Genomic DNA, 25,244 nt, shown 5'->3' with positions numbered 1-25,244 from the left:
TTCCTGATGAATGATAAATAAGCCTTTTCCTTAATGGAGATGCTTATGACGCGTTTACCTCTGGCCGCCGCCATCGCTTTGCTTTTGGCTTCTCAGGCTGCATTTTCCTCTCTTCCCACCTTTTCCGTCTGGCCCGGCGGTGAAGCGCCCGGCGCGAAAAACAGCCCGGCGAGCGAATCGCTGGTGGAGCGCAGCAAAGATCCCTCGCTGCCCGATCGCGCGGTCACCGGCGTTCGCGCTCCGACAATTACCGTTTACGCGCCGGAGAAGCCCAACGGTATCGCGCTGCTGGTGACGCCGGGCGGCTCTTACCAGCGAGTGGTATTGGATAAAGAGGGCAGCGATCTCACCCCGGTATTTAACGCCCGGGGCTATACCCTGTTTGTGATGACCTACCGGATGCCGGCGGACGGTCACGCGGAAGGCAGCGAGGCGCCGTTGGCCGATGCGCAGCGCGCGCTGCGTACCCTGCGGGCGCGGGCCGCCGAGTGGCATATCGACCCGCAAAAAATCGGCATTATGGGCTTTTCCGCCGGGGGACACGTGGCGGCAAGCCTGGAGACCCGCTATAGCGAACCGGCTTACGCCGCCGTGGACGCGGTTGACCAGCAGAGCGCGCGGCCGGACTTCGCGGTGCTCGGCTATCCGGTTATTTCCATGGATCCGGCGATTGCCCATCCCGGATCGCGCAAGGCATTGATTGGCGAAACGGCGACGGCAGAGCGGCAGCACCGCTATTCACCGGAGCAGAACGTCACGCCGCAAACGCCGCCGACCTTTATTTTCCACGCGGTGGACGATCCTTCCGTGCCGGTGGATAACGCGCTGGTGATGTTTAACGCCCTGCGCGCGCAGCAGGTGCCGACCGAGCTGCATCTGTTCGCCGAGGGGAAACACGGATTTGGCATTCGCGGGACCCGGGGCCTGCCCGCCGCCGAGTGGCCGCAGCTGGCGATGAACTGGATAGCCTCGCTGGCGGAAATGAAAAAATAGCGCCGGTAATCCCCGGCTCGCGGCTGACGCCTTAGCCGGGCTACCTGTCCGCAGACGGCGGGGACCTCGAAGCCCCGGTAGGTACGGTTTCCCGGAGGCGATGCTGCGCATCTGTCCGGGCTACAAGTTCGTGCGGTTTAGTAGCCCGGACAGGCGCGTCAAGCGCCGCCTCCGGGGGATTTTGCCGAGCTATTTATCAGAACTGAAGCCGTTGCTGGTCGCCAGTTCGGCAAACCACAGCGCGTTGCGCTTTATCTGCCGCTCTCCGGTTTGCAGGTTGAGCCGCCAGAAACCGTAGCGGCGCTTGAACGAGTTAATCCACGACCAGTTATCGATAAAGGTCCACTGATGCACGCCAAAGCAGTTCGCGCCGTCGGCTATCGCGCGATGCAGCTGCACCAGATGCTCTTCCATCAGGCCGATGCGGAACGAATCGTCAATCACCCCGTCTGCGCCGGGTTCGCCTTCCGACTCAATATCCATCGCAATACCAATTTCCGCGAGGAACCACTTTATATTGCCGTAGTTATCGCGAATATTGGCGGCAATGTCATAAATCGCCTGCGGCAGAATCTCATTATTATCGCGATAAGGATTAAAGCGTCCTTGCGGATTCACGTAGTTTTCGAAATAGAACTCCGGGGTGAAATAGTCCAGCGTATAGTCGCTTTCGCGCGCCTTCACCCGGCGCGGAACGTAATAGTTAACGCCGAGAAAATCGACGCGCGATCCGGTAATCAGCTCCACGTCGGCTTTTGTCACCTCCGGCAGGCAGTCGTGCGCGGCCAGAATTTCGCACAGCGCTTTCGGGAACTGATGCTTCACCAGCGGATCGAGGAAGCTGCGGTTGAAGAACAGATCCGCATACCACGCCGCTTTTTGGTCTTCCGCGCTGTCGTTGCGGGTATAGGACGGCGTCAGATTCAGCACCACGCCAATCTCGCTTTCCAGCGCCAGCGCGCGAAACTCGCGCACCGCTTTGGCGTGGGCCAGCATAATGTTAAACGCCACCTGCGCCGCCAGCCTGCCGTCTTTCTTGCAGGGATAGTGGAAGTCGTACAGGTAGCCGCCCTCAACCGGCACAATCGGCTCGTTGAAGGTAATCCAGTATTTCACCTTGTGACCGAATAGCTCAAAAGCGGTACGGGCAAAACGCGCGAAAAGATCGGTCACGTGCGCCGACTCAAAGCCGCCGTACTGCTTTTGCAGCGCTTCCGGCATGTCAAAATGATAGAGGTTGATCATCGGCTCGATGCCGTTTTCAATCATCTCATCAAGGTAGGCATGATAGAAACGCACCGCGTCCGCATTGGGCGCGCCGGTTTCGAAGTCGTCAATCAGCCGCGACCACTGAATCGACGTGCGGAAGGAGTTGAACCCGGTCCGCTTCATCAACGCCACGTCCTGGGGATACTGATGATAGGTGTCGCAAACGGTTTGCGGCCCAATCTGCTGATAAAAACGTTCCGGCTGTTCGGCAAACCAGCTATCCCAAATAGAACGGTGCGGCTTGTTGCTTATCCCTTCCGTTTGCGGACCGGATGCCGCCGCGCCCCATAAAAAGCCTTCCGGAAACTGATACCGGGTCATAACGCCTCCTGTAAGTTAAAAAAGGCCGCACCCAACGGGCGCAGCCAATAAGCACTACTCTGCAACCACTTCAATCGATTTGATAAACATGTAGCCCCAGTCGCCGGCGAATTTACCGAAGTCGATGCGGTTATCGCCGGCCTTCAGCTCAACCGGCACCAGCAGCTGCTGGCCCTGCTCATCGGTCTGCGGGAATTCAACCGCGATTGGCGCGCCGTCGTTGACGATAAACGAGTTTTTCTTGCTGCCCCATTTGCCGCTGAACGTCACCCGCAGCTGATACTTGCCGGCCCACGGCGCGGAAACCTGCCAGCTGACCTTATCCCCGTCGTTGGCGAACGGTCCGAGGAAGCCGTCGTCGCCAATCGCCAGCGCGTCTTTTTCGCTTTTCGCCGCCGCAATCTTGCCATCGGTCACGTTCAATACCCCGCCGCCAAAACGGCAGTAGTCGGCGGCGACTTTACCGACGGCTTCCGTCACCGTGACCTTAACGGTTTTGCTGCTTTTGAGCAGGCCGTCATCGGCGCTAAAAGTCAGCGCGTATTCACCGGGAGCGCTGAACCAGGCGCGGGTTTCGGCTTTATCCGTCGCGCAGAAGTGGGCCTGCGCGCTGCCGCCGTTGCTCCAGCTCACCGTCACGTTGCGGTCCGGGAGGGCGTCATCGCGCCAGCTCGCGCTGAGCTGCACGCCCTGGTCCTGGCTGGTGGTGAGCGTCTCCGCCAGCGCCACTACTGGCGCCTGATTCGCCTGAGAATGCTTCACGCTAATCACGTTCGAAGGCGATGAACTGCCGCTCTCGTTTTTAGCGATGACGCGGTAATAGTACGTATTCCCCAGCCGCAGACTGCGATAGTCATCGCGGAACAGATCCATCGTCTGCGGGTTCCACTCGTTAACGCCGTCGGAAATGTCGCGCCCCACGACCTTCCACGGTCCGGATGCCGAATCGGCGCGCTCAACATCATAGGCGCGCCCTACCGCCGCCCCCAGCCAGTTGATCGCAAACGGTGAATCCGTTGGCCGCAGCGTCGGCGCGTCAGGTTTCGGCAGCGGCGGCGCTTTCTCCTGCCCGTTCATCTGCGCGGCGGCGGTGCGCACCAGGTCGACCACCTCCATCTCCTGGTTGGCCTTACCTTCGACCGGGAAGCCCGGCAGATGGTAGCTGTAGTGGCCGGTGGACTCTTTGTGCCAGTAGAAGCCGCCGTCGTGACGATGACCGCGGAAGCCCCAGATTAAACCGCCCGCCGCCTGCGCGCCGTTGACTTCGCTATGGACGATCGACTGCATAATGGCGTTAAGCTGCTGCGCGTCCAGCAGGCCAAATTCGCCCACCATGTAGACTTTCTTACCCGCTGCCGCCGTCAGGTCTTTTTTCACCTGTTCGGGATGGTTGTTATCGGCATTGGTGTAGTAATGGTTGCTGACGATATCGACATGGGGATCGTTAAGCGCAAACGCATTAATTTTCTTGTAGGTGCCATCCACCACCAGCTGGTGCGGCGCCCACTTTTTGATCCACGCGGCGGTCTGCTGAAGGAACGCCGCGTTGGTGTCCTCCAGCTCGTTGCCGGTCTCCCAGGCCATAATCGCTTTTTCGTCGTAATAGGGGCGCCCGGTCACGCTGTTGGTACGGGTGATAACCTGACGAATCACGTCCAGATAGGCCTTGAAGGTTTTACTGTCGGTACGGTAAAAATCCTCCGGCTTTTCGTGGTAGAACGCCGCCAGCTGCTCGCGACCGCCCCACCACCACCAGTGATCGATAAACGGCAGAATCAGGCGCAGCCCCTGTTTGTCCGCCTCGGCGATCATGTTGTCGTACACCCGCATCGCCTTTTCGTTCAGGCGCGGCATGCCGTCGGCGGTTTCCGGGGCCAGAATATGGGTTTCGCGACCGCAGGCCTCGTCAAACGTCTGCTGCACCGAGAGCACGTATACCCGCTGCGCCCTGGCGCCGGTTTGCACGAGCGCTTTAATCCAGTTTTCCTGTTCCTCCGCCGTCGGCCAGCGGAAGTATTGCCCCCAGCCGCGCGAGTCGGCCTTGCAGATACCGCGCGCATCGTCCTCGATACGGTGCAGTTCCGGCGCATGAATGCCCGCAAAGCGGAACACCTTGTCGCCATCTTTTAACGTTGCGCCGTCGCGGGTAATAAAGTGTTCAAAGTGCGACTGCTCCGCGGCCATCGCGCCTGCGCTTCCCAGCGCCGAAAGCAGCGCGACGAGCATCAGTTTTTTCACCGGCTTAATCATCGTTATCTCTCCTTAGAACCAGACTTCGGCCTGCACGCCGAAATTCAGCGTATCGGTGTCGCCGCTGCGCGAGTAGCTACCGGCGGAAAGGGTATTGGTGCTCCAGTCGTAGTTGCCGTCCAGCGCGTCGGACACCCCTTTATCCCACTTCGCGTAAGTCACGAAGAAGCGCAGCTGCGGGCGAGTCCAGAAGCCGGAATCAAAGGTCAGGGTCGGCGCGATGGTCACTTTAGTCAGGCCGCCTTTGCCTTTGCCGTCCACGCCTTTGTAGTTTTTATCGTCGAGATATTCGTAGCCCAGCTCGTACTGCATGGCGAAGTTTTTGGTGATCTGCTGGTACGGGCGAATCCCCGCCACCCAGCTGGTGCGCCCCCAGCCTTCGGCGTCTTCCGTCCACCAGCGGTAGTTTTTGTCTTTCTGATAGTAGGCGAACGTGGAGATTTCCCAGTCGCCGAGCGAGGCCATGTTATCCAGCACCACGCGCCAGGACTGGGTATCGTCGAGGTTTGCCCAGCCCCAGCCGTTTTTACCCAGCGAGTCTCCCGCCGCCAGGCCGCGCCCGTACTGGAAGACCACGCGAGAGTAGCCGCCGGTCAGGCCGTAAAAGCCGTCAAAGTTGTAAACGCCGGTCACGCCGTAGCCCTTCTCCGCCGAGGTCGGGTGCTTCTCGTTGCGGTTCATGTGGTGGCCAATCAGCTCAAGATCGAAGCCGGTGCCGCCGATCTTTTTCAGCCACAGGTTGAGCGAGTAGTCATCCGGATAGCCCTGATCGCCTTTATCGACCGGGTAGGCTTTGGTTTCATCCGTCGGCGAGAAGGCGTAAACCCCGGCATCGAAGCGCGCGAAGCCGAGATCCATGTTGTCGAAGCCGCCGCCGGTACCGTTGTACTGAATGTACTCCCAGTCGAACTGGTGGCTGGAGGTGTTGGAGCTGCTGTAGCGCTTACCGGCCCAGAAGGTCATTTCCGGGGCGAAGTCGAGGTTTGACAGTTCGGCAAAACCCTCACGGAACTGCACATCATGCCCGTCGTCATCCTGACAGTTCCAGTCTGAGGTGCATTTCGACTGATGGGTAATGTTGGCCTGGACTTTAGCCACCACGCCGCTGTCCGAGGTTAACGTCACCGTCGGGATCAGTTCGATCTTGGTGTCCTCTTCGTTGCCCAGACGCCACTTGCCGTCCGGCATCAGGCCAACGGAGTCGGCGCGGTTACCGTCGGCGTTGGCGAGGATCCCCGAACGGATATAGCCGTGGAGCATAAAATCGTACTTCGGATCGGCGATGGCGCAGTCGCTCATCACCGCGAGGGCGAGTAAAGACAGAGGTATTGAATGATTTAGCCTGATCATTTTTTATCCTTGGTTATTTTTTTATTAACACTGCCTGAGAACGGGAGGAAATTTACGGATCAAAACTGGAAATGTACATCCGTTAATGGAAAACGCTTTCCGTAATTGCCGGATGAGTTCACAAATTTAACGATAGCGGGCAAATATTCGTGATTTAGATCACGTCTTTAAGCGGAAATAAAAAAGCCCGCGCGCGGCGGGCTGTGGCAGGCAGGCGAAAAGCTTAGCGTTCGGCATCGGCGAGCTGCCGTTCATAGACCTTGAAGAACGGACGATAGAGCATCCAGGCATTAAAAATGGCGAACAGGCACATGCAGAGGTTTTTCCAGCTGCCGTTGGCTGACCACGCCGCGCCGAGCGGCGCCGGCATCGACCACGGCAGCATCGCCACCGCCCGATCGAGAACCCCAAGATGGGTTAAATACCAGGCGATACAGGCATTTATCAGCGGCACAAAAAGAAACGGCAGCAGGAAAACCGGGTTCATGATAATCGGAAAGCCGAACAATATCGGCTCATTGATGTTAAACAGCGAGGGCAGCAGGCCAATTTTCCCCACGCTTTTCAGCTGCCGCGAACGGCTGCGCATCGCCATAAACACCAGCGGCAGCGTCGAGCCGATACCGCCGATCAGCAGGTAGAAATCCCAGAATCCCTGCAGGTAGATATGCGGCAGCGTAGCGGAACCGGCGGCCAGCACCTGCTGGTTTTCAAACAGATAGGTCATCCAGAACGGGTTCATAATCCCGGTGATAATCAGCGCGCCGTGAATGCCGACAAACCAAAGCAGGTTGCAGATAAATAAAGAAATTAATACCGCAGTTAGGGTATCGGACGCCACCACCAGCGGCCGCACCGCTTCGCTAATCAGCTCCGGTAAAATGCGCCCGGTGCTCTGCAGCAGCAGCGCGTTGATGACGCTAATAGAGAGCAGCACCACCAGCAGCGGGATCAGCAGCTGAAAGCCGTTGCGGGTCATCACCGGCACCTCTTCCGGCAGGCGGATGCACCAGCCTTTCTTATAGAAAAAGCGCACGATTTCAATAGAGTAAGTGCTTGAAATCAGCGCGGTAAAAATCCCCATTCCGCCGAGGAAAATATTGGTCGCGCCGTTGTCGCGAAAGCCGATAAACAGCAAAAACGCCAGGCAGCCGGTCAGCCCGCAGAGCCGCTCCGGCAGCCGGTACTGCTTGGCAAGGCTGGCGCTGGCGCCGAAGGCCACAATCAGCGCCACCAGCCCGATAGTCAATTCAAAGGTTGGCAGCAGAATGGGCCGCAGCTGGAAATAGAACTGGCCGAAAGCCGATGCGCCGTTAATGGAAACGGGCGGAAACAAAATCGGCACCAGCAAACTTCCCACAATCACAAACGGCATCGCCAGCGCAAAGCTGTCGCGCATCGCCGTAATGTGGTTATTGCGCGTCAGAACGTTGGCCAGCGGCGCCAGCCGCTGCTCGATGATATCGACGGCAACATTCATCAACTGAATGTTCATAATCCTGCCTTTAAGAATAGAGGTGTCGCCAGGATGATCGCGCACTCCCGGGTAAAGTAAAAGCCCGCCATAGGTGATCGTGGTCACAATAAATAAATCCACAAACGGAAAGCGCTTTCCGTTTTATATCCGTTATGACTATAGTCGGCGCATCCATCTCATCAGGAGCGATATATGAAAAAGATAATGTTGTGCTGTTCCGCGGGCATGTCCACCAGCCTGCTGGTGAAAAAAATGATCGCCGAAGCCGAGCAGCGCGGTCTGCCGGTGGAGATCAACGCCTTTGGCGTCGCGGAATTCGATCAACAGGTCGGCCATTACCAGGTGGTCCTGCTGGGGCCGCAGGTGAAATACATGCAGAAAGATCTGCAAAAGCAGGCTGATAAATACGGTATCCGCGTGGAACCCATCAATATGATGGATTACGGCATGCAGAAAGGCGGCGCCGTACTGGATTTCGCGCTTTCCCTTATCGATAACAAAAACTAAGGAAAGATCATGAGCTCTCTGTACGCGAAGCTGATCGCCGTGATTGAACAGAAGATCACGCCTATGGCGGGGGCGATCGGCCAACAAAAATACGTCACCTCCATCCGCGACGGTTTTATTACCGCCCTGCCCTTTATGATCGTCGGCTCGTTTTTGCTGGTCTTTATCTTCCCGCCGTTTTCCCCGGATACGACGTGGGGCTTTGCCCGCGCCTGGCTGCAATTTTCGCTCGATCATCGCGATGCGCTGATGCTGCCGTTTAACTTCAGCATGGGGGTGATGACGCTGTTTATCGCCGTCGGGATCGCCGCCAGCCTGGCAAAACACCATAACCTGGACTCGCTGACCGCCGGGATGCTGTCGCTGATGTCGTTCCTGCTGGTGGCCGCGCCGCTGAAAGATGGCCAGATCTCCACCGCCTACTTCTCCGGCCAGGGGATCTTCACCGCAATTCTGGTGGCGATTTACTCTACCGAGCTGTACGCCTTCCTCAAGCGCCACAATATTACGATCCGTCTGCCGCCTGAAGTGCCGGCGGGCGTGGCGCGCTCGTTTGAGATCCTGATCCCGGTGCTGGCGATCGTGCTGACGCTGCATCCGCTGAATCTGTTTATCGAAGCGCAGCTGGGCATGATCATCCCGGAAGCGATCATGTCGCTGGTGAAACCGCTGGTGGCGGCGTCCGATACCCTACCGGCGATTCTGCTGTCGGTGCTGGTGTGCCAGGTGCTGTGGTTCGCCGGCATTCACGGGGCGCTGATCGTCACCGGGATTATGAATCCGTTCTGGATGGCGAACCTGTCGATCAACCAGGCGGCGATGGCCGCAGGCACCGCGATCCCGCATATCTATGTCCAGGGCTTCTGGGATCACTATCTGCTGATCGGCGGCGTCGGCTCCACCCTGCCGCTGGCTTTGATGCTGCTGCGCAGTAAGGCGGTGCATCTGCGGACGATTGGCCGGATGGGCGTAGTGCCGGGCGTATTTAACATCAACGAACCGATTCTGTTCGGCGCGCCGATCATTATGAATCCGCTGTTCTTCCTGCCGTTCGTGCTGGTGCCGATGATCAACGCAACCCTGGCCTACTTTGCGCTGAAGCTGGACCTGGTGAGCCGCGTGGTGTCGATGACGCCGTGGACGACGCCGGCCCCTATCGGCGCCTCGTGGGCGGCGAACTGGAGCTTTAGCCCGGTGATCATGTGCCTGATTTGCATGGCGACGGCGATGGTGATGTATCTGCCGTTCCTCAAAGCCTACGAAAAACAGCTGCTGGAGCAGGAGCACGCTAACGCGGCGGCCCAGGCCGAAAGCGCGCCGCAGTCCGCATAATTCATACTATTCAGAGGTTTGTCATGGAATTAGAAGAACAGGTAATGGGTATCATCATCAACGCCGGCCAGTCGCGTAGCCTGTGCTACGAAGCGCTGAGCTGCGCTAAAGCGGGTGATTTCGCCGCCGCCGACGAAAAAATGAAAGAAGCGGCGCATTTTGCCCGCGAGGCGCATTTGGTACAGACCCAGCTGATTGAGGCCGACGAAGGCGAGGGTAAAACCAAAATGACCCTGGTGATGGTTCACGCTCAGGATCATCTGATGACCTCGATTCTGGCGAAAGAGCTGATCGGCGAACTGATCGCCATTTACCGCTCGCGACCGCTGCACGCGTAGGGTTCCCCCTCTCCGGGGGAGAGGAGATGACGTAGCCCGGGTAAGGCGTTGACGCCGCAACCCGGGAAAACGGTAAATGCTCATGTCACCTGGCTGGCTTCCCGGCTCGCGTTGCGCTTAGCCGGGCTACCTGAACTACACGCGTAGCGGCCCGGGAAACCGTCGACCACAATTAAGGACAACCATGCTACATCTGGGTTTAGACATTGGCGGCACCAAAATGGAAGCCGTCCTGCTCAACGCGGCGGGCGAGTGCGTCTATCGCCAGCGCCGTCCGACGCATAAAGAGAGCTATCAGGCGTTTATGCAGCAGCTGCTCGGGCTGATTGCGACCGTCCGCGACTGGAGCGAACGGCCGTTTACTCTCGGCATCGGCCTGCCGGGGGCTATCGACCCGCAAAGCGGCCTGATTAAAAACTGTAACTGTCTGGTGCTCAACGGCCACGACCTGCGTCATGACCTGATGCGGGAACTTGGTCAACCGGTATGGATGGCGAACGATGCCGACTGCTTCACCCTCTCTGAGGCGGTAGACGGCGCGGGCGCGGGGGCAACGACCGTATTCGGCGTTATCATCGGTACCGGCTGCGGCGGCGGCGTCGCGGTGAACCAACGGCTGCTCAGCGGGCCTAACGCCATCGCTGGCGAATGGGGACACAATCCTCTGCCGGGCTATTGCCCCGAGCGCGACGGCCCGGCGCAGCCCTGCTACTGCGGCAAAGAGAACTGCATCGAAAGCTTTATCTCCGGTACCGGCTTTGCCCGCCGCTACGGCGAGCAGGCGCCAGCGGAAGCGATTATCGCCGCCGCGCAAAACGGCGAACCGCAGGCGCAGGCCCACTGGCGGCATTTTATTGACGCTTTCGGCCGTAGCCTGGCGTCGGTAATCAATATCCTCGATCCGCAGGTGATTGTACTGGGCGGCGGGCTCTCCAACGTCGGGCAAATCTATGAGCAGCTGCCGTCGGCGATCGTCCCGTATATCTTCTCCGATAGCTGCCGAACGCAGATCAAACAGGCCCGCTTCGGCGACGCCAGCGGCGTGCGCGGCGCGGCCTGGCTGCCGGTTCTGGCCGACGCTGAAGCCGGTCGGCGGTAGACACTTTTTTCAGCAGGTATGCTAAGCTAGGCGAAAATATTCAGACAGAAAATGCCATGCCAACCATTGATGATGTTTCAAGATTAGCGAATGTCTCCCGAGCGACGGTATCCCGCGTGCTGACCGGCACCAGGGGCGTGCGCGAAGAGAGCCGGGAAGCGGTGCTGCGCGCGGTAGAGGAACTTAACTACCGCCCGAGCTTTGCCGCGCAAAACCTCGCCAGTCAGACATCCAATCACGTGGGGCTGGTGATCCCGGCGAACGATGATAGCAGCGGCGCGCGCCTGCTGCCGATGCTCTCGCTAGCGCTGAAGGGGCTGAATAAAAACCTGATTGTTCAGTACGTCACGGATGCGGCGGAACAGGCGGCGGTCGTCGACGATTTACAGCGCCAGTGCGTGGCGGTGGTGGTGCTCGGCGCCGTCCCGGCGGATGCGCCGCGCAACGTGATCTCCTTTGACCGCTTCAGCATTGCCGGGGTCAATAATCAGGGCTACGACTACGCTTTTGCCACCGAAAGCGCCTGCCGCTACGTGATCGGCAAGGGCCATCGCAATATCGCGCTGCTCGTTGATAACGACAGCGATGACGCCAGCCGCCAGATGCTCGAAGGCTATCGCAACGTCCTGCAAAACTACTCCATCCCTTTTAACCGGCAGCTGATGCTGGCGGCCAACGATAACGTTGAACAGGCGCTGCTGACGCTGATTAACAGCTTCAGCAAATACTCGGTGATTATCGTGAAACGGGACCGCTACGCCGCCGAAGCGATGCGCCTGCTGCGCGAGTTCAACGTTGCCGTACCGCAGGAGGTCTCGCTGCTGAGCCTGGAAGATTCTCCCCTCGCCTCGCTGCTCAATCCGCCGCTGACCTGTATCTCCTGGCCGCTGGAGCAGCTGATGGAAAACTGCCTGCAGCGTATCCGCAACCTGATAGACGAGCGCCCCACCTTCTCTCCTGAAGGGCGCACGCTGGCGGGCCGCCTGATCCCCCGCCAGTCGGTGGCCGATCTCTCCTGATTTCAGCGTCCGGCCTTCCGCGTGGCCGGGCCTTTTCCTCTCCCGCCGCGGGTTCGCACGCTAATCATTCGCCTCACATCTAAATAAGAATTATTTTCATTTATAAATAGCTTGTGCTATATAACATAGCAATGGCTATAAATGATGATTAATTAACCGCAACGTTGTGAGGGACCTTATGCTGCACCTGCCACCCCTGAAGCATCTGATGTTTGCCGCCACGCTGGCGCTGCTGGCCGTCGCCCCCGTCCAGGCAAAAGAGAAATTTAAAGTGATTACCACCTTCACGGTGATCGCCGATATGGCGCAAAACGTCGCGGGCGACGCCGCCGACGTCAGCTCCATCACCAAACCGGGGGCCGAGATCCATGAATATCAGCCGACCCCCGGGGATATCAAACGCGCGCAGGGCGCGCAGCTGATCCTCGCCAACGGCCTGAACCTTGAACTGTGGTTCGCCCGCTTTTATCAGCACTTAAACGGCGTACCGGAAGTGGTGGTCAGCAACGGCATTCAGCCGATGGGCATCAGCGAAGGGCCGTATAACGGCAAACCTAACCCGCACGCGTGGATGTCGGCGGACAATGCGCTGATCTACGTCGATAATATTCGCGACGCGCTGGTGAAATACGATCCTGCGAACGCCGATGCCTATCGCCACAACGCCGAAGCCTACAAAGAGAAGATCCGCCAGACCATGGCGCCGCTGAAGGCGGAACTGGCGAAGCTGCCGCAGGATAAGCGCTGGCTGGTGACCAGCGAGGGCGCGTTCTCCTATCTGGCCCGCGATAACGGCCTCCAGGAGCGCTATCTGTGGCCGATAAACGCCGACCAGCAGGGCACCCCGCAGCAGGTGCGCAAAACCATCGACACCATGAAGAAAGAGCGGATCCCGACTATCTTTAGCGAAAGCACCATCTCTGATAAACCGGCGCGTCAGGTGGCCCGGGAGGCCGGCGCCCACTACGGCGGCGTCCTGTACGTCGACTCTCTGAGCGCCGCCGATGGCCCGGTGCCGACCTATCTCGACCTGCTGCGCGTCACCACTCAAACCATCGTCCAGGGCATCAACGACGGACTAAGGAAACAGGCATGAGTCACGAGCTGCCGGGCCTCGCGGTCAACAACGTCAGCGTCACCTACCGCAACGGTCATACCGCGCTGCGCGATGCTTCGTTTAGCGTCCCACGCAGCGCCATCGCGGCGCTGGTCGGGGTGAACGGCTCGGGAAAATCGACGCTGTTTAAAGCGCTGATGGGCTTTGTGCGCGTCGGAAAAGGCGATATTGCGATTCTCGGTCAGCCGGTTAATCGCGCCCTGCGGCAGAACCTCGTCGCCTACGTTCCGCAGGCGGAAGAGGTGGACTGGTCCTTCCCGGTGCTGGTGGAAGATGTGGTGATGATGGGGCGCTATGGCCATATGGGCTGGCTACGGCGGGCCAAACCGCGCGACCATGAGATTGTCGACGCCGCCCTGGCGCGGGTCGGTATGAGCGAGTACCGCCACCGCCAGATCGGCGAACTCTCCGGCGGGCAGAAAAAGCGCGTGTTTCTGGCCCGCGCTATCGCTCAGCAGGGAAAAGTCATTCTGCTGGATGAACCCTTTACCGGCGTCGACGTGCAGACCGAAGCGCGCATCATCGAGCTGCTGCGGGAACTGCGCGACGAAGGCTGCACCATGCTGGTTTCCACTCACAACCTCGGCTCGGTAAGCGAGTTCTGCGACTACACGGTGATGGTCAAAGGCACCGTGCTGGCCAGCGGCCCGACGGAAAGCACCTTTACCGCCGAAAACCTCGAACTGGCGTTTAGCGGCGTGCTGCGCCACGTGGTGCTGAGCGGCGCGGAAGAGCGGATTATCACCGACGATGAGCGGCCGTTTATCAGCCGTCGGGCGGCGGGAGGCGAAAGATGAGCTGGCTACTGGAGCCGTTTGGTTATCACTATATGCTGAACGCGATGTGGGTCTCGGCGCTGGTGGGCGGGGTGTGCGCGTTTCTCTCCTGCTACCTGATGCTTAAAGGCTGGTCGCTGATTGGCGACGCCCTCTCCCACTCCATCGTGCCCGGCGTGGCGGGCGCTTATATGCTCGGTCTGCCCTTCGCGCTGGGGGCGTTTCTTTCCGGCGGCCTGGCGGCGGGCAGCATGCTGTTTCTTAACCAGCGTTCGAAGCTGAAGGAAGACGCGATTATCGGCCTGATCTTCTCCTCTTTTTTCGGTATTGGCCTGTTTATGGTGTCGCTGAACCCCACTTCGGTGAATATCCAGACCATTATTCTCGGCAATATTCTGGCCATCGCCCCGGAGGATATTATCCAGCTGGCGGCGATTGGCTCTATTTCGATGGCGATTCTGCTGCTGAAGTGGAAAGACCTGATGGTGACCTTTTTCGATGAGAACCACGCTCGTTCCATTGGCCTGAATACCACCGCGCTGAAGCTGCTGTTCTTTACCCTGCTGGCGGCCTGTACCGTGGCGGCGCTGCAGACCGTCGGCGCGTTTCTGGTGATTTGCCTGGTGGTGACGCCCGGGGCCACCGCCTGGCTGTTGACCGACCGCTTCCCGCGCCTGCTGGCGATTGCCGTCGCGATTGGCAGCCTGACCAGCTTTTTCGGCGCGTGGCTGAGCTACTATCTGGACGGGGCGACCGGGGGGATTATCGTCGTCGCCCAGACGCTGCTGTTTTTAGCCGCTTTTGTTTTCGCGCCGAAGCACGGCCTGCTCGCCAGCCGTCGCCGCGCCAGGGAGGCCTCATGCTGAGCGCGCTGATTGAACCTTTCCAGTTCTCCTTTATGGTCAACGCCATACTGGTGGCGGCGATCGTTGCCGTCCCCTGCGCGCTGCTGTCGGTGTTTTTGGTGCTCAAGGGCTGGGCGCTGATGGGCGATGCCATGAGCCACGCGGTTTTTCCGGGCGTGGTGGTGGCGTATATCCTCGGTATCCCCTTCGCCATCGGCGCGTTTATCGCCGGGTTGTTCTGCGCCATCGCCACCGGTTATCTCGACGATAACAGCCGCATTAAGCGCGATACGATCATGGGCATCGTCTTTTCCGGGATGTTTGGCGCGGGCCTGGTGCTGTACGTGTCGATTCAGTCGGAGGTCCATCTCGATCATATTCTGTTTGGCGACATGCTGGGTATTTCCGCCAGCGATATTGCGCAAACGTCGCTGATCGCGCTGGCGATTGCGCTGATAATCGGGCTTAAGTGGCGTGATTTTCTGCTGCACGCCTTTGATCCGCAGCAGGCGAAGGCCAGCGGATTGCGCTGCGGGCTGCTGCATTATGGGCTGCTGTGCATGATTGCACTGACCATCGTGGCGACGCTGAAAGCGGTGGGGATCATTTTGTCGATTTCGCTGCTGATAGCGCCGGGGGCGATCGCTCTGCTGCTGACGCGGCGTTTTGTCAGCGCCCTGCTGCTGGCGGTGGCGATAGCGTTAAGCTGTTCGCTGGGCGGCGTGTGGCTGTCGTTTTATCTCGACAGCGCCCCGGCGCCGACCATTGTGGTGCTGTTTACCGTCCTGTTCGTTATAGCGTTTGTCTGGACGTCGGTTCGCGATAGTCAAACCACGGCCCGTTCCGGCGAAGCCCCGGGTCGCGGCTGACGCCTTACCCGGGCTACAGACCGCACGAATTGTAGCCCGGCTAAGCGCCGCGCGAGCCGGGGAGTTTATTGCGGCTTTTTGGGCCGATACTTTTCCGGTAACTCCGGAACCGGGCGTTTGTCATCGATCAGGTGGCGAATCGTCAGGATCGGGTGCCGCCAGAGCATCCGCGGCCCCGCCCAGCGCATAATCTGCTTCATCTCTTCGCGTTTCGCGGGCTGATAGCAATGCACCGGGCACTGCTTGCAGGCGGGCTTTTCTTCGCCAAATACGCACTTATCCAGCCGCTTGTCGGCATAGCCGTTGAGCGCCTGATAGTGTTCGGCGTCGTCGCGGGCATCCGGGCAGCGGCGCTGGTAGAGCGCAATCATGCTGCTAATGGTCTTTTTTTCCCGCGCAATACGTTTGCCCGCCATCACCTGTTCCCCCCGATAAAGATGCATTCATAATACACATTCAGAGAGGACGATGCAGCCCCATACTCCCTGAGGATTATGCCGGTTTATCCACGTGCCCCAGCGGTTTTTCCGGGAAGCACACATCGCGCACCCGGCGCTTGAGCTCCGCCGCGTCGGGGAAACCGCCATCCTGCTTGCGCTCCCAGATTTGCACATCATCAACGGCCACCACGAAGATCCCGCCGGTTCCCGGAACCAGCGTGACCGAAGCGATATCGGTGCTAAAGCTGTGCAGCAGTTCCTGTGCCATCCAGCTGGCGCGCAGCATCCAGTTGCACTGCGAACAGTAGGTGATGGTAATCGCGGCTTTATGGCTCATCGTCTTCTCGCTGTCGGTAAAAGGGCAAATTGTAAACAACTTGCAGATTAATTGAAGAATACATGATTATTTTGTTGCAAACGATAATACCTATCATTACCATTCGCAATCAACAAGCATGGAGAAAAAACGTCCAGTAACGGAATAACGGGACACACCTGCACTCTGGAAGTAACGCGTGAGCCAATACTAATAATGATTAAGGCGTGGCTACTATGTATAACTCCACTCAATCAACAGCATGGTTCAAGAAAAGCCTGCTGGTGACTTCTTTGCTTACAGCACTTTATCAGACTTCCGCCGGGGCGGCTGATACCACCGCGAAAACCACCAGCAGCGCATCGACTGATGACAGCTCGGAACGGATGACCGTTACCGCGCCGGCGCCGTTGCTGAAAGCGGGCAGCGAACATTCGATCGGCGCTCAGGAGCTGCAGGATAAAGGGGCCAACGACTTTGGCTCGATCATGCGCTACGAGCCGCTCATTAGCGCCACCGGCGCCAGCGGCGGTTCCGGCAACGGCAAAAGCGGCTTCGACCGCGGCGGCTATACCGGCTACAACATACGCGGCATGGAGAGCAACCGCGTCGGGATCGATGTCGACGGCATCGCCCAGCCGAACGCCACCGGGCGCAGCTACGCCAGCCGCGCGGGCCTTAATACCTTCGGTATGGGCCGCGACTATATTGACCCCTATATGTACGGCAGCATCGATATTCAGTCCGGGGCGACATCAACGGAAACCGCTAACAGCGCCATCGGCGGCAACGTCTCTTTCCGCCCGAAATCCGCGGATGACTATCTGCATCCGGGCAAAACCAGCGCCTTCGGCTACCGCAGCGGCTACGACTCGTCCGATCGCAGCTGGCACAACGGCGTCACCATTGCCGGCGGCGACGAGACCCTGCGCGGGATCTTCGTCTACAGCCGTCGCGACGGTCAGGAGACGGAAAATAACAGCGGGACCGTTGATTCCTATCCGGCAAACTGGCACTCGGACGCCTTTATGGCCTCCGGGATCTGGCAGCCGAATGACGAACATAAGTTCACCAGCACCTTCGATTATTACCATAAAACGAACCACACGCATTACGACGCCTGGGACTCCAGCGGCAACAGCGTTATCGGTACGTCAAACCAGACCAGCCAGACCCGCCGCTGGGGCCTGAGCCTGAAAGACGACTGGACGCCGATGAACGACTATATCGACAGCGTATCGACCAAAGTCTACTACCAGCATACCGAGGCCCATGACTGGACATATATGCCGGACAGCGTCACCCGCGCGATGCAAACGGTGAGCTCCGACTACGATACCGACACCTGGGGGATTCAGAGCGCGCTGGCGAAATCGATAGGCCGCCACGATCTGAGCGCCGGTTTTAACGCCAGCACGACGAAAACCCAGCGGCCGTTAACCCAGTCGCCAACCCCGAGCGCCTATAGCCAGATTATGCAGCCGGACGCCGACAGCCGCGGCTATATCGTCGCCGGCTTCCTGCAGGACAAAATTAACTTCGACCTCGACGGCCATAACTTTGCGGTTATCCCGGGCATTCGCGTGATGCATCAGTCGACCAAACCGGAAAACGTCTCCGATTTGGCCAACAACAGCAGCGTGCTGACCGGTTCCGACGTGTCAAATCTGTACGGTAAGAACGCTGATACCCAGGCGCTGCCGTCGCTGGTCTTGCAGTACGATATCTCCCCGCGCCTGATGACTTATCTGCAGTATCAGCGCGGCGCGCAGTTCCCGAACGCCAGCCAGCTGTACGGTTCGTGGAACCTCGGCTCCAGCTACGCCGGACGCGCCCAGTATGCGCTGATCGGCAACACCGATCTGAAAACCGAAACCAGCGATAACGTTGAGTGGGGGATGAAGGGCGAAGTGGCGGAAGGCATCACCATGCGCACCGCGCTGTTCTACAACACCTATAAGAACTTTATCGCCTATACCCGCTACACCCGCGCCAATAATCCGACGCAGTTCACTAACGTACCGTCGAACATCTACACCATTTACCAGGCGGAAAACCGCGATAAAGCGTACATCTACGGCGGCGAAATCAGCGCTAAATTCAACTTTGGCACCTGGTTTGAAGAGGTTAACGGCCTGAGCGCCACCCTCGCTTACGGCTATAGTGAAGGGCAATCGAAATCCAGCTACAGCGGCGATAAGTACGTCGACCTCGATAGCGTCGCGCCAATGAAGGCCATCGTCGGCGTGGCGTGGGACGATCCGGCAAAAGTGTACGGCACCGCGCTGACCGCCACCTTTGTTAAGGGCAAGCGCGCCACCGCCACCAACCGCGAAAGCTATACCAACTCCGGCTCCGCGATTACCGATTCGACCAGCGAATATATGCGCGTTCCGGGCTACGGCATGCTGGACTGGACCGCGTACTGGCAGGTCGCGAAGAACGTGCGCGTGAACGGCGGCGTATACAACATTACCGATCGTAAATACTGGGATTATCTGAGCAGCCGCAATATCGAAACGGCGACGAACCAGGACGCCAACGACAGAGCGCTGGCGGTGATGCCTGGCCGCACCTGGCAGCTGGGCGTGAACGTCGATTTCTGACCGGCCAATAATAAGAAACCTGCTCCCCGGCCGCGCGCCGGGGAAACTCATCGTAGAGAAGGATGTGAATTATGCAAAACACCCAACCGCAACATACCCCGCTGTGGCAGCGCTATCTGACCACGAAAGCGCAATCCTCCGCGAAATACGCCCGCGATATCGCCGCCGAAATGGGGATTAGCGAAGCCGAGCTGACCGAAGCCCGCCTGGGCTACGATGCCGTACGTCTGCAGGACGACGCCCGCGCCATTCTGACGGCGCTGGAAACCGTGGGGGAAACCAAATGCATCTGCCGCAACGAATACGCGGTGCATGAGCAGGTCGGCGAATTTACCCATCAGCATCTGAGCGGCCACGCCGGGCTGGTGCTTAATCCGCGCGCCCTCGATCTGCGCCTGTTTCTCAGCCAGTGGGCCAGCGCTTTTCGCCTGAACGACAACGGCCGCCAGAGCATCCAGTTCTTCGATCCGCACGGCGACGCGTTGCTCAAGGTTTACACCACCGGCAATACCGACATGGCGGCCTGGGATGCGCTGATTGCCGGGCATACGCAGCAATCGCCTGCCCCGCTGGCGATTCGCCCGGCCGAACCGCTGAAATATGCCGACTCCGCCGACGCGGCGGCGCTGGAAAATGAATGGCGGGCCATGACCGACGTTCACCAGTTCTTCGGCCTGCTGAGAAAATATAGCCTGTCGCGCCAGCAGGCTTTCCGTCTGGTCAGCGACGACCTCGCCTGCCGGATTGACACCCAGACGCTGCCGGGCCTGCTGGAAACCATCCGCCAGGATGGCAACGAGATCATGATTTTTGTCGGCAACCGCGGCTGCGTGCAGATCTTCACCGGCGCGCTGGAGAAGGTCGCCCCGATGCGCGGCTGGCTGAATATCTTCAACCCCGCGTTTACCCTGCATCTGCGCGAGGAGAGCGTGGATGAGATCTGGGTGACCCGCAAACCGACCTCTGACGGCCACGTCACCAGCGTCGAGCTGTTTGCCAAAGACGGCACGCAGATCGCACAGCTGTTCGGTCAACGCAGCGAAGGCCACCCGGAGCAGGCGCAGTGGCGTGCGCAGGTCGATCGTTTGACCACCGAAGGTCTACTCGCATGAAGCGCTGGCTGATATTACTTGCGGCGTTTCCGCTGTTGGCCAGCGCCGCCGCCGAGCGGATTGTGTCACTCGGCGGCGACGTCACGGAGGTAGTTTACGCCCTCGACGCCCAGCGGCAGCTGGTGGCAAAAGACAGTACCAGCACCTGGCCTGCCGCCGCGCAGAGCCTGCCGGATGTGGGCTATATCCGCCAGCTGAACGCCGAGGGGATCCTCTCCCTGCGGCCGACGCTGGTGCTGGCCAGCGCCCAGGCGCAGCCCTCGCTGGTGCTGAAAAAGGTTGAAGAGAATAAGGTTAAGGTGATCAACGTCCCGGGCGGCTACGACCTGCCGGCAATCGAGGCAAAAATTGGCGTGATTGCCGACGCCCTTGGTAAGCAGAGCGAAGGTAACGCCCTGCGCCAGAAGGTTCATCAGCAGATCGCGCAAATTCCGTCGCAGCCCGTGAACAAGCGGGTGCTGTTTATTCTCAGCCACGGCGGCATGAATACCATGGTGGCCGGGAAACAAACCGCGGCGGATGGCGCAATCAGGGCGGCCGGGCTGCAAAATGCCATGCAGAGCTTCGACCATTATCGCAGCATGTCGCAGGAGGGCGTTATCGCCAGTACGCCGGACCTGGTGGTGATCTCCGCCGATGGGCTGAAAGGCATGGGCGGCGAAGCCGGGCTCTGGAAGCTACCGGGGCTGGCGCAGACGCCTGCGGGACGCCATAAGCAGGTACTGGTGATAGATGATATGGCCCTGCTCGGCTTTGGTCCGCGCACCCCGCAGGCGGTGCTCGCGCTGCGGCAAAAAGCGGAGCAGCTGCCCTGATGCGCTCCCACCCTGCCCGTCATCTGTGGTTAATGACGCTGCTGCTGATTGTCCTGACGCTGTTAGCCACGACCCTGGGCGCCATGCGTCTGCCGTTGGCCAGCCTGCTGCCCTCCGGCGATGAGATTCTGAGAAACATCTGGCTGACCATTCGTTTGCCGCGAGTGCTGCTGGCGCTGCTGGTCGGCGCCGCGCTGGCGCTCTCCGGCTGCGTGATGCAGGGGCTGTTTCGCAACCCCCTCGCCGATCCGGGGCTGTTAGGGATCAGCGGCGGCGCGGCGCTGGCGGTCGCCTGCTGGCTGGTGCTGCCTCTGTCGGTGCCGCTGCTCGTGGCGCTGTACGCCCCGATGCTGGCGGCGTTTATCGGCAGCATGGCGGTGATGGTGGTGATTTTTATCCTCAGCCGGGCGGGAGACGCCTCGCTTTCGCGCCTGCTGCTGGTCGGCATCGCCATTAACGCCCTGTGCGGCGCGCTGGTCGGGGTACTGGCGTGGATCAGCAACGATACCCAGCTGCGCCAGCTTTCGCTTTGGGGGATGGGTAGCCTCGGGCAGGCGGAATGGTCGACGCTGCTGGTGGCGGCCACGCTGATGATCCCGGCCTCTCTCGTGGTGTGGGCGATGGCTTCACGGCTTAACCTGCTGCAGCTGGGCGATGAAGAGGCGCACTACCTCGGCGTCAACGTTCGCGCCCTGCAGCGGCTACTGCTGCTGTGCAGCGCATTGCTGGTGGCGTCGGCGGTGGCTATCAGCGGCATTATCGGCTTTATCGGTCTGGTCGTGCCGCATTTGATGCGGATGTGGCTGGGGCCGGACCATCGCGGCCTGGTCCCCGGTTCGCTGCTGTGCGGCGCGATGTTACTGCTGCTGGCCGACACGCTGGCGCGTACCGTTGCCGCCCCCGCCGAGATGCCGGTCGGGCTGTTGACCAGCGTACTCGGCGCGCCGTGGTTTCTGTGGCTGATTTTTCGTCGGGAGAAAGGGACCCATGGATAACCGCTATAGCGCGCGTTCGCTGTCGCTGCGTCTGGGTAACCGGCAGATTATTCATGATGTTTCGCTCCAGCTCTGCGGCGGTGGGACGACGGCATTGATTGGCCCCAACGGCGCCGGTAAATCAACCCTGCTGCGCCTGTTAACCGGTTATTTAACGCCCGACGGTGGCGAACGGGTGGTGGAAGGCCGTCCGCTGGAGAGCTGGTCGGCAGAAACGCTTTCCCGCCGGCGGGCGGTGATGCTGCAGCGTACCCAGCTTCACGCCGACTGGCCGGTTGAGACGGTTATCGCCATGGGCCGTTCGCCGTGGGGCGGCGTAGCAAATGAGGAGATGATCCGCCGGGTGATGGAAGAGACCGGCTGCGATCATCTGGCCGGGAGACGCTACCCTTCCCTCTCCGGCGGCGAACAGCAGCGGGTGCAGCTGGCCCGCTGTCTGGCACAGCTGTGGCGCGATGGCGCCCCCGAGGGCTGGCTGTTTCTCGATGAGCCCACTTCGGCGCTGGATCTCTATTACCAGCAGCACCTGCTGCGCCTGCTCAAACGCCTGACCCGCAGCAGCCGGCTGCACGTCTGTATAGTGCTGCACGACCTGAACCTCGCGGCGCTGTGGGCCGACCGGATTCTGCTGCTGTATCAGGGGAAGCTGGTAGCCGAGGGCACGCCGCAGGAGGTGATCCAGCAGCCGATTATCAGCCGCTGGTACGGCGCGGAGGTCAGCATGGGGGAACATCCCGATGCGGCCGTTCCGCAGGTCTATCTGGCGCCGTGAACTGATAGCAGTGTTGCGCCAGAATAGCCCGCTGCCAGCCAATAATCCTTTCCCGGCTCGCGCTGCGCTTAGTCGGGCTATAATTCGTGCGGTATGTAGCCCGGCGAAGGCGTCAGCCGCGCCCGGAGGACTCCATAAGGGCGCACGTTGTCAGTAAGGCATTGACGTCCGTTCCGTTCGTGATTAGCCGGTTACGGTCTTGAAGCCGTGCCATCCGGCGTCCGCGCCATCGTCCATGACGGAATGCCACCTTCGCACGGATACTTCGCCGCTTTGGCCTCATCAAGGTCAATTCCCAGACCCGGTTTATTATTTAGGTAGGCATAACCGTGGTCTATCTCCGGGCATCCCGGGAAGACATCGCGCAAGGCATCATTCATCGGCGTGTACTCCTGAATACCGAAGTTGGGCGAGCTAAGATCAAGGTGCATGTTCGCGCAAACCCCAACCGGTGAGATATCACCAGGCCCATGCCATGCGGTGCGCACACCGTTAAACTCGCTATACACCGCCAGTTTCTTAGCTGGCGTAATCCCGCCGATAGTGCTGACGTGGCAGCGGATATAATCGATCAGCTTATTGTCGATTAAGGGTTTCCACTCATTCACATTCACAAACAGCTCCCCCATAGAGATCGGCGTGGAGGCCTGCTGGCGGAGCATTTTAAGCCAGTCGATATTTTCCGGGGCGACAGGATCTTCAAGGTAGAAGAGCTGATATTGTTCAAGCGTTTTGGCGAGATGAATTGCGGTTACCGGCGTCACGCGCTCATGCACGTCATGAATGAACTCAACACCGAATCCCAGCTTGTTGCGCAGATGGTCAAACAGGCGAGGAACGCTTTTAGCATAAGCGTCCGGGTCAAAATAGATTCCCGGCGTTTTGCTGCGCGGGGAACGCTTCGGTTGGATATTTTTCGCCCGCGCCAGTTGGGTCGCAATGAGCTTAAGATCGTCGGTACCCGCGCCGCCGTACATCCCCATCTGACAGCGTACGTACTGGTATCCCTCTTCCATTCTGGCGCGGATATTGTCCTCGACTTCAACTTCGTCCCCGCCATCGGTATGGCAATACAGCGGAATGCCGTCGCGGCATTTACCGCCTAACAAATCATACACCGGCATGCCCGCCAGCTTACCTTTAATATCCCACAGCGCCATATCCACACCGGATAGCGCGTTGTTCATAATCGGTCCGCTGCGCCAGTAGCCGCTGACCGCGCCAGACTGCCAGATATCTTCAATTCGCGTGGGATCTTTGCCAATGAGAAAAGGCGCCATGTATTCATCTATAGCGCTTTTCACGGCGAAGATTCGCTGGGTAAACGTCGCACAGCCCAAGCCATACAGGCCTGGCTCGTTGGTTTCGACCTTCACAACCGCCAGATCAATGCCGCCGGGCGCCGTCAGAATCGTTTTCACGTTGGTGATTTTCAGGTTACTCACTTTAACTCCTCAGTTCACAGAATTAACTGCCTGCCATGCTGTAAGCGAATATCATCGCCACATTTGTAAGTTGTCCTACAACTTTGCGTTGTTATAACACGACGATTAGCGGCTCGTAACCTCAATCTTTATTTCTGTGATCGCGATCATGCCAGCAAACAAAAAAGATTAAAAAAAACAATATATACAATAAGTTATATAAAACACTTCATTTAAACAGGAGTTGTGTTTGTGATCTATATTGCAAATTTATTTTTAGCTTATTGCTTTTGCCTCACCAAAAAATCAAGCTTAAATAAGACAGTCGTCATACAAGTAAAATTAAGCGAGGAAATAAAAATGAGCGCATTATTCGATTTAACGGGAAAAACGGCTCTGGTCACCGGTTCGGCGCGCGGTCTGGGGTTTGCCTATGCGGAAGGCCTCGCCGTGGCAGGCGCCAGAGTGATACTGAACGATATTCGCGAAACGCTGCTGGCAGAGTCGGTCGATGTGTTGGCAAGTAAAGGCTACAGCGCGCACGGCGCGGCGTTCGACGTCACCAGCGAAGATGCGATTGAGAAAGCCTTTAGCAAACTGGATGCACAGGGCATTCACGTGGATATTTTGATAAACAACGCTGGGATTCAATACCGCAAGCCGATGGTAGAGCTGGAGCTGGAAAACTGGCAAAAAGTGATTGATACCAACCTGACCAGCGCATTTCTGGTCTCGCGCGCCGCGGCAAAACGAATGATCGCCCGCCGGTCCGGCGGTAAAATTGTCAATATTGGTTCGCTAACCAGCCAGGCTGCACGGCCTACCGTCGCTCCCTACACGGCGGCAAAAGGGGGGATCAAAATGCTCACCTGCTCCATGGCGGCGGAGTGGGCACAGTTCAATATACAGAGCAACGCCATTGGTCCAGGGTATATTTTGACCGATATGAATACCGCCCTTATCGAAGATAAGCAGTTTGATAGCTGGGTGAAAAACAGCAACCCATCGCAGCGCTGGGGCCGCCCGGAAGAATTGATTGGTACTGCGGTTTTCTTGTCCTCGAAAGCCTCAGATTATATCAACGGACAGATTATTTACGTCGACGGCGGCTGGTTGGCGGTTCTGTAATATCGCGGTGCATTCAGCATTTTTGCCTTTAAAATTTTCGGCGTGCCTGAATATTTACTATACGGGTCTGCCGA

Annotated in this window: 23 protein-coding genes; 16 read left to right on the top strand and 7 right to left on the bottom strand. The window is 58.9% G+C overall.

Annotation, left to right across the window (positions count from 1 at the left end):
- Positions 1–45 precede the first annotated feature (45 nt).
- A complete protein-coding gene (locus FQK12_RS16180) occupies positions 46–993 on the top strand; it encodes an alpha/beta hydrolase (RefSeq protein WP_014226538.1) in 948 nt (315 codons plus the stop codon).
- Positions 994–1,182: 189 nt separating this feature from the next.
- Here FQK12_RS16180 and FQK12_RS16175 read toward each other — a convergent pair whose 3' ends face one another.
- From FQK12_RS16175 to FQK12_RS16160, 4 genes are all read right to left on the bottom strand, one after another.
- Complete coding sequence (locus FQK12_RS16175) at positions 1,183–2,583, bottom strand: glycoside hydrolase family 1 protein (RefSeq protein ID WP_014226539.1); 1,401 nt, start codon at positions 2,581–2,583, stop codon at positions 1,183–1,185.
- Between the two features lie 54 nt (positions 2,584–2,637).
- Entirely contained in the window at positions 2,638–4,830 is a 2,193-nt protein-coding gene (locus FQK12_RS16170) for a CBM35 domain-containing protein (protein ID WP_162097179.1), read from the bottom strand.
- Between the two features lie 15 nt (positions 4,831–4,845).
- Positions 4,846–6,183 (bottom strand): maltoporin, encoded by a 1,338-nt coding sequence (locus tag FQK12_RS16165; protein WP_004853540.1) that lies wholly within the window; start codon positions 6,181–6,183, stop codon positions 4,846–4,848.
- Between the two features lie 223 nt (positions 6,184–6,406).
- Positions 6,407–7,678, bottom strand: a complete 1,272-nt coding sequence (locus FQK12_RS16160; RefSeq protein ID WP_041165293.1) for a PTS sugar transporter subunit IIC — start codon at positions 7,676–7,678, stop codon at positions 6,407–6,409.
- 174 nt (positions 7,679–7,852) lie between these two features.
- Here FQK12_RS16160 and FQK12_RS16155 point away from each other — a divergent pair, with 174 nt between their 5' ends.
- The 9 genes from FQK12_RS16155 to sitD all read left to right on the top strand — a co-directional run bounded on the left by FQK12_RS16155 (position 7,853) and on the right by sitD (position 15,562).
- Positions 7,853–8,167, top strand: a complete 315-nt coding sequence (locus FQK12_RS16155; protein ID WP_004104871.1) for a PTS sugar transporter subunit IIB — start codon at positions 7,853–7,855, stop codon at positions 8,165–8,167.
- Between the two features lie 9 nt (positions 8,168–8,176).
- A complete protein-coding gene (locus FQK12_RS16150; RefSeq protein WP_004134311.1) occupies positions 8,177–9,499 on the top strand; it encodes a PTS cellobiose transporter subunit IIC in 1,323 nt (440 codons plus the stop codon).
- Between the two features lie 23 nt (positions 9,500–9,522).
- Positions 9,523–9,837: a PTS lactose/cellobiose transporter subunit IIA gene (locus FQK12_RS16145; protein WP_014226542.1), complete on the top strand. Its 315-nt coding sequence runs from the start codon at positions 9,523–9,525 to the stop codon at positions 9,835–9,837.
- 184 nt (positions 9,838–10,021) lie between these two features.
- Positions 10,022–10,936 (top strand): ROK family protein, encoded by a 915-nt coding sequence (locus FQK12_RS16140; protein ID WP_014226543.1) that lies wholly within the window; start codon positions 10,022–10,024, stop codon positions 10,934–10,936.
- Between the two features lie 56 nt (positions 10,937–10,992).
- Positions 10,993–11,955, top strand: a complete 963-nt coding sequence (locus FQK12_RS16135; protein WP_004124158.1) for a LacI family DNA-binding transcriptional regulator — start codon at positions 10,993–10,995, stop codon at positions 11,953–11,955.
- Between the two features lie 178 nt (positions 11,956–12,133).
- A complete protein-coding gene (locus tag FQK12_RS16130) occupies positions 12,134–13,051 on the top strand; it encodes a metal ABC transporter substrate-binding protein (RefSeq protein WP_014226544.1) in 918 nt (305 codons plus the stop codon).
- Positions 13,048–13,869, top strand: a complete 822-nt coding sequence (locus FQK12_RS16125; RefSeq protein ID WP_014226545.1) for a manganese/iron ABC transporter ATP-binding protein — start codon at positions 13,048–13,050, stop codon at positions 13,867–13,869. Before FQK12_RS16130 ends, FQK12_RS16125 begins: the two co-directional genes overlap by 4 nt.
- Complete coding sequence (sitC, locus tag FQK12_RS16120) at positions 13,866–14,714, top strand: iron/manganese ABC transporter permease subunit SitC (protein ID WP_014226546.1); 849 nt, start codon at positions 13,866–13,868, stop codon at positions 14,712–14,714. The genes FQK12_RS16125 and sitC overlap by 4 nt, the downstream gene beginning before the upstream one ends.
- Positions 14,708–15,562, top strand: a complete 855-nt coding sequence (sitD, locus tag FQK12_RS16115; protein WP_014226547.1) for an iron/manganese ABC transporter permease subunit SitD — start codon at positions 14,708–14,710, stop codon at positions 15,560–15,562. The genes sitC and sitD overlap by 7 nt, the downstream gene beginning before the upstream one ends.
- A gap of 65 nt (positions 15,563–15,627) precedes the next feature.
- On the opposite strand, the gene FQK12_RS16110 is transcribed toward sitD, so the two are convergent.
- Complete coding sequence (locus FQK12_RS16110; protein ID WP_014226548.1) at positions 15,628–15,978, bottom strand: nitrous oxide-stimulated promoter family protein; 351 nt, start codon at positions 15,976–15,978, stop codon at positions 15,628–15,630.
- Between the two features lie 76 nt (positions 15,979–16,054).
- Complete coding sequence (locus FQK12_RS16105; protein WP_004853555.1) at positions 16,055–16,339, bottom strand: SelT/SelW/SelH family protein; 285 nt, start codon at positions 16,337–16,339, stop codon at positions 16,055–16,057.
- Between the two features lie 215 nt (positions 16,340–16,554).
- On the opposite strand from FQK12_RS16105, the gene FQK12_RS16100 reads away from it, so the two are divergent.
- The 5 genes from FQK12_RS16100 (at position 16,555) to FQK12_RS16080 (ending at position 22,618) form a co-directional block, all read left to right on the top strand.
- A complete protein-coding gene (locus FQK12_RS16100) occupies positions 16,555–18,924 on the top strand; it encodes a TonB-dependent receptor domain-containing protein (RefSeq protein ID WP_014226549.1) in 2,370 nt (789 codons plus the stop codon).
- A gap of 71 nt (positions 18,925–18,995) precedes the next feature.
- Complete coding sequence (locus FQK12_RS16095) at positions 18,996–20,036, top strand: hemin-degrading factor (protein ID WP_014226550.1); 1,041 nt, start codon at positions 18,996–18,998, stop codon at positions 20,034–20,036.
- The gene (locus tag FQK12_RS16090; RefSeq protein ID WP_014226551.1) at positions 20,033–20,851 is read left to right on the top strand and encodes a hemin ABC transporter substrate-binding protein; all 819 of its coding nucleotides are present in this window, start codon (positions 20,033–20,035) and stop codon (positions 20,849–20,851) included. Before FQK12_RS16095 ends, FQK12_RS16090 begins: the two co-directional genes overlap by 4 nt.
- Complete coding sequence (locus FQK12_RS16085; protein WP_014226552.1) at positions 20,851–21,846, top strand: FecCD family ABC transporter permease; 996 nt, start codon at positions 20,851–20,853, stop codon at positions 21,844–21,846. The genes FQK12_RS16090 and FQK12_RS16085 overlap by 1 nt, the downstream gene beginning before the upstream one ends.
- Positions 21,839–22,618, top strand: a complete 780-nt coding sequence (locus FQK12_RS16080) for a heme ABC transporter ATP-binding protein (protein ID WP_014226553.1) — start codon at positions 21,839–21,841, stop codon at positions 22,616–22,618. The genes FQK12_RS16085 and FQK12_RS16080 overlap by 8 nt, the downstream gene beginning before the upstream one ends.
- 191 nt (positions 22,619–22,809) lie before the next feature.
- Here FQK12_RS16080 and FQK12_RS16075 read toward each other — a convergent pair whose 3' ends face one another.
- Entirely contained in the window at positions 22,810–24,063 is a 1,254-nt protein-coding gene (locus FQK12_RS16075) for an enolase C-terminal domain-like protein (RefSeq protein WP_014226554.1), read from the bottom strand.
- Between the two features lie 339 nt (positions 24,064–24,402).
- Between FQK12_RS16075 and FQK12_RS16070 the strand changes: the two genes are divergently transcribed.
- The gene (locus tag FQK12_RS16070; protein WP_014226555.1) at positions 24,403–25,170 is read left to right on the top strand and encodes an SDR family oxidoreductase; all 768 of its coding nucleotides are present in this window, start codon (positions 24,403–24,405) and stop codon (positions 25,168–25,170) included.
- Positions 25,171–25,244 lie beyond the last annotated feature (74 nt).

Origin of the sequence: Klebsiella sp. ME-303, from assembly GCF_007910085.1 — a bacterium.
Taxonomy (GTDB): Bacteria; Pseudomonadota; Gammaproteobacteria; order Enterobacterales; family Enterobacteriaceae; genus Klebsiella; species Klebsiella michiganensis.
Note: the sequence above shows the minus strand (reverse complement) of the source record. Positions and strands in the feature narration are given on the sequence as shown.

Coding starts and splice junctions, on each gene's coding strand:
- FQK12_RS16160 (WP_041165293.1), bottom strand. CDS start 7,678: ATGAACATTCAGTTGATGAATGTTGCCGTCGATATCATCGAGCAGCGG.
- FQK12_RS16090 (WP_014226551.1), top strand. CDS start 20,033: ATGAAGCGCTGGCTGATATTACTTGCGGCGTTTCCGCTGTTGGCCAGC.
- FQK12_RS16140 (WP_014226543.1), top strand. CDS start 10,022: ATGCTACATCTGGGTTTAGACATTGGCGGCACCAAAATGGAAGCCGTC.
- FQK12_RS16100 (WP_014226549.1), top strand. CDS start 16,555: ATGTATAACTCCACTCAATCAACAGCATGGTTCAAGAAAAGCCTGCTG.
- FQK12_RS16085 (WP_014226552.1), top strand. CDS start 20,851: ATGCGCTCCCACCCTGCCCGTCATCTGTGGTTAATGACGCTGCTGCTG.
- FQK12_RS16150 (WP_004134311.1), top strand. CDS start 8,177: ATGAGCTCTCTGTACGCGAAGCTGATCGCCGTGATTGAACAGAAGATC.
- FQK12_RS16175 (WP_014226539.1), bottom strand. CDS start 2,583: ATGACCCGGTATCAGTTTCCGGAAGGCTTTTTATGGGGCGCGGCGGCA.
- FQK12_RS16145 (WP_014226542.1), top strand. CDS start 9,523: ATGGAATTAGAAGAACAGGTAATGGGTATCATCATCAACGCCGGCCAG.
- FQK12_RS16130 (WP_014226544.1), top strand. CDS start 12,134: ATGCTGCACCTGCCACCCCTGAAGCATCTGATGTTTGCCGCCACGCTG.
- sitC (WP_014226546.1), top strand. CDS start 13,866: ATGAGCTGGCTACTGGAGCCGTTTGGTTATCACTATATGCTGAACGCG.
- FQK12_RS16155 (WP_004104871.1), top strand. CDS start 7,853: ATGAAAAAGATAATGTTGTGCTGTTCCGCGGGCATGTCCACCAGCCTG.
- FQK12_RS16135 (WP_004124158.1), top strand. CDS start 10,993: ATGCCAACCATTGATGATGTTTCAAGATTAGCGAATGTCTCCCGAGCG.
- FQK12_RS16095 (WP_014226550.1), top strand. CDS start 18,996: ATGCAAAACACCCAACCGCAACATACCCCGCTGTGGCAGCGCTATCTG.
- FQK12_RS16105 (WP_004853555.1), bottom strand. CDS start 16,339: ATGAGCCATAAAGCCGCGATTACCATCACCTACTGTTCGCAGTGCAAC.
- FQK12_RS16080 (WP_014226553.1), top strand. CDS start 21,839: ATGGATAACCGCTATAGCGCGCGTTCGCTGTCGCTGCGTCTGGGTAAC.
- FQK12_RS16165 (WP_004853540.1), bottom strand. CDS start 6,183: ATGATCAGGCTAAATCATTCAATACCTCTGTCTTTACTCGCCCTCGCG.
- FQK12_RS16180 (WP_014226538.1), top strand. CDS start 46: ATGACGCGTTTACCTCTGGCCGCCGCCATCGCTTTGCTTTTGGCTTCT.
- FQK12_RS16110 (WP_014226548.1), bottom strand. CDS start 15,978: ATGGCGGGCAAACGTATTGCGCGGGAAAAAAAGACCATTAGCAGCATG.
- sitD (WP_014226547.1), top strand. CDS start 14,708: ATGCTGAGCGCGCTGATTGAACCTTTCCAGTTCTCCTTTATGGTCAAC.
- FQK12_RS16070 (WP_014226555.1), top strand. CDS start 24,403: ATGAGCGCATTATTCGATTTAACGGGAAAAACGGCTCTGGTCACCGGT.
- FQK12_RS16125 (WP_014226545.1), top strand. CDS start 13,048: ATGAGTCACGAGCTGCCGGGCCTCGCGGTCAACAACGTCAGCGTCACC.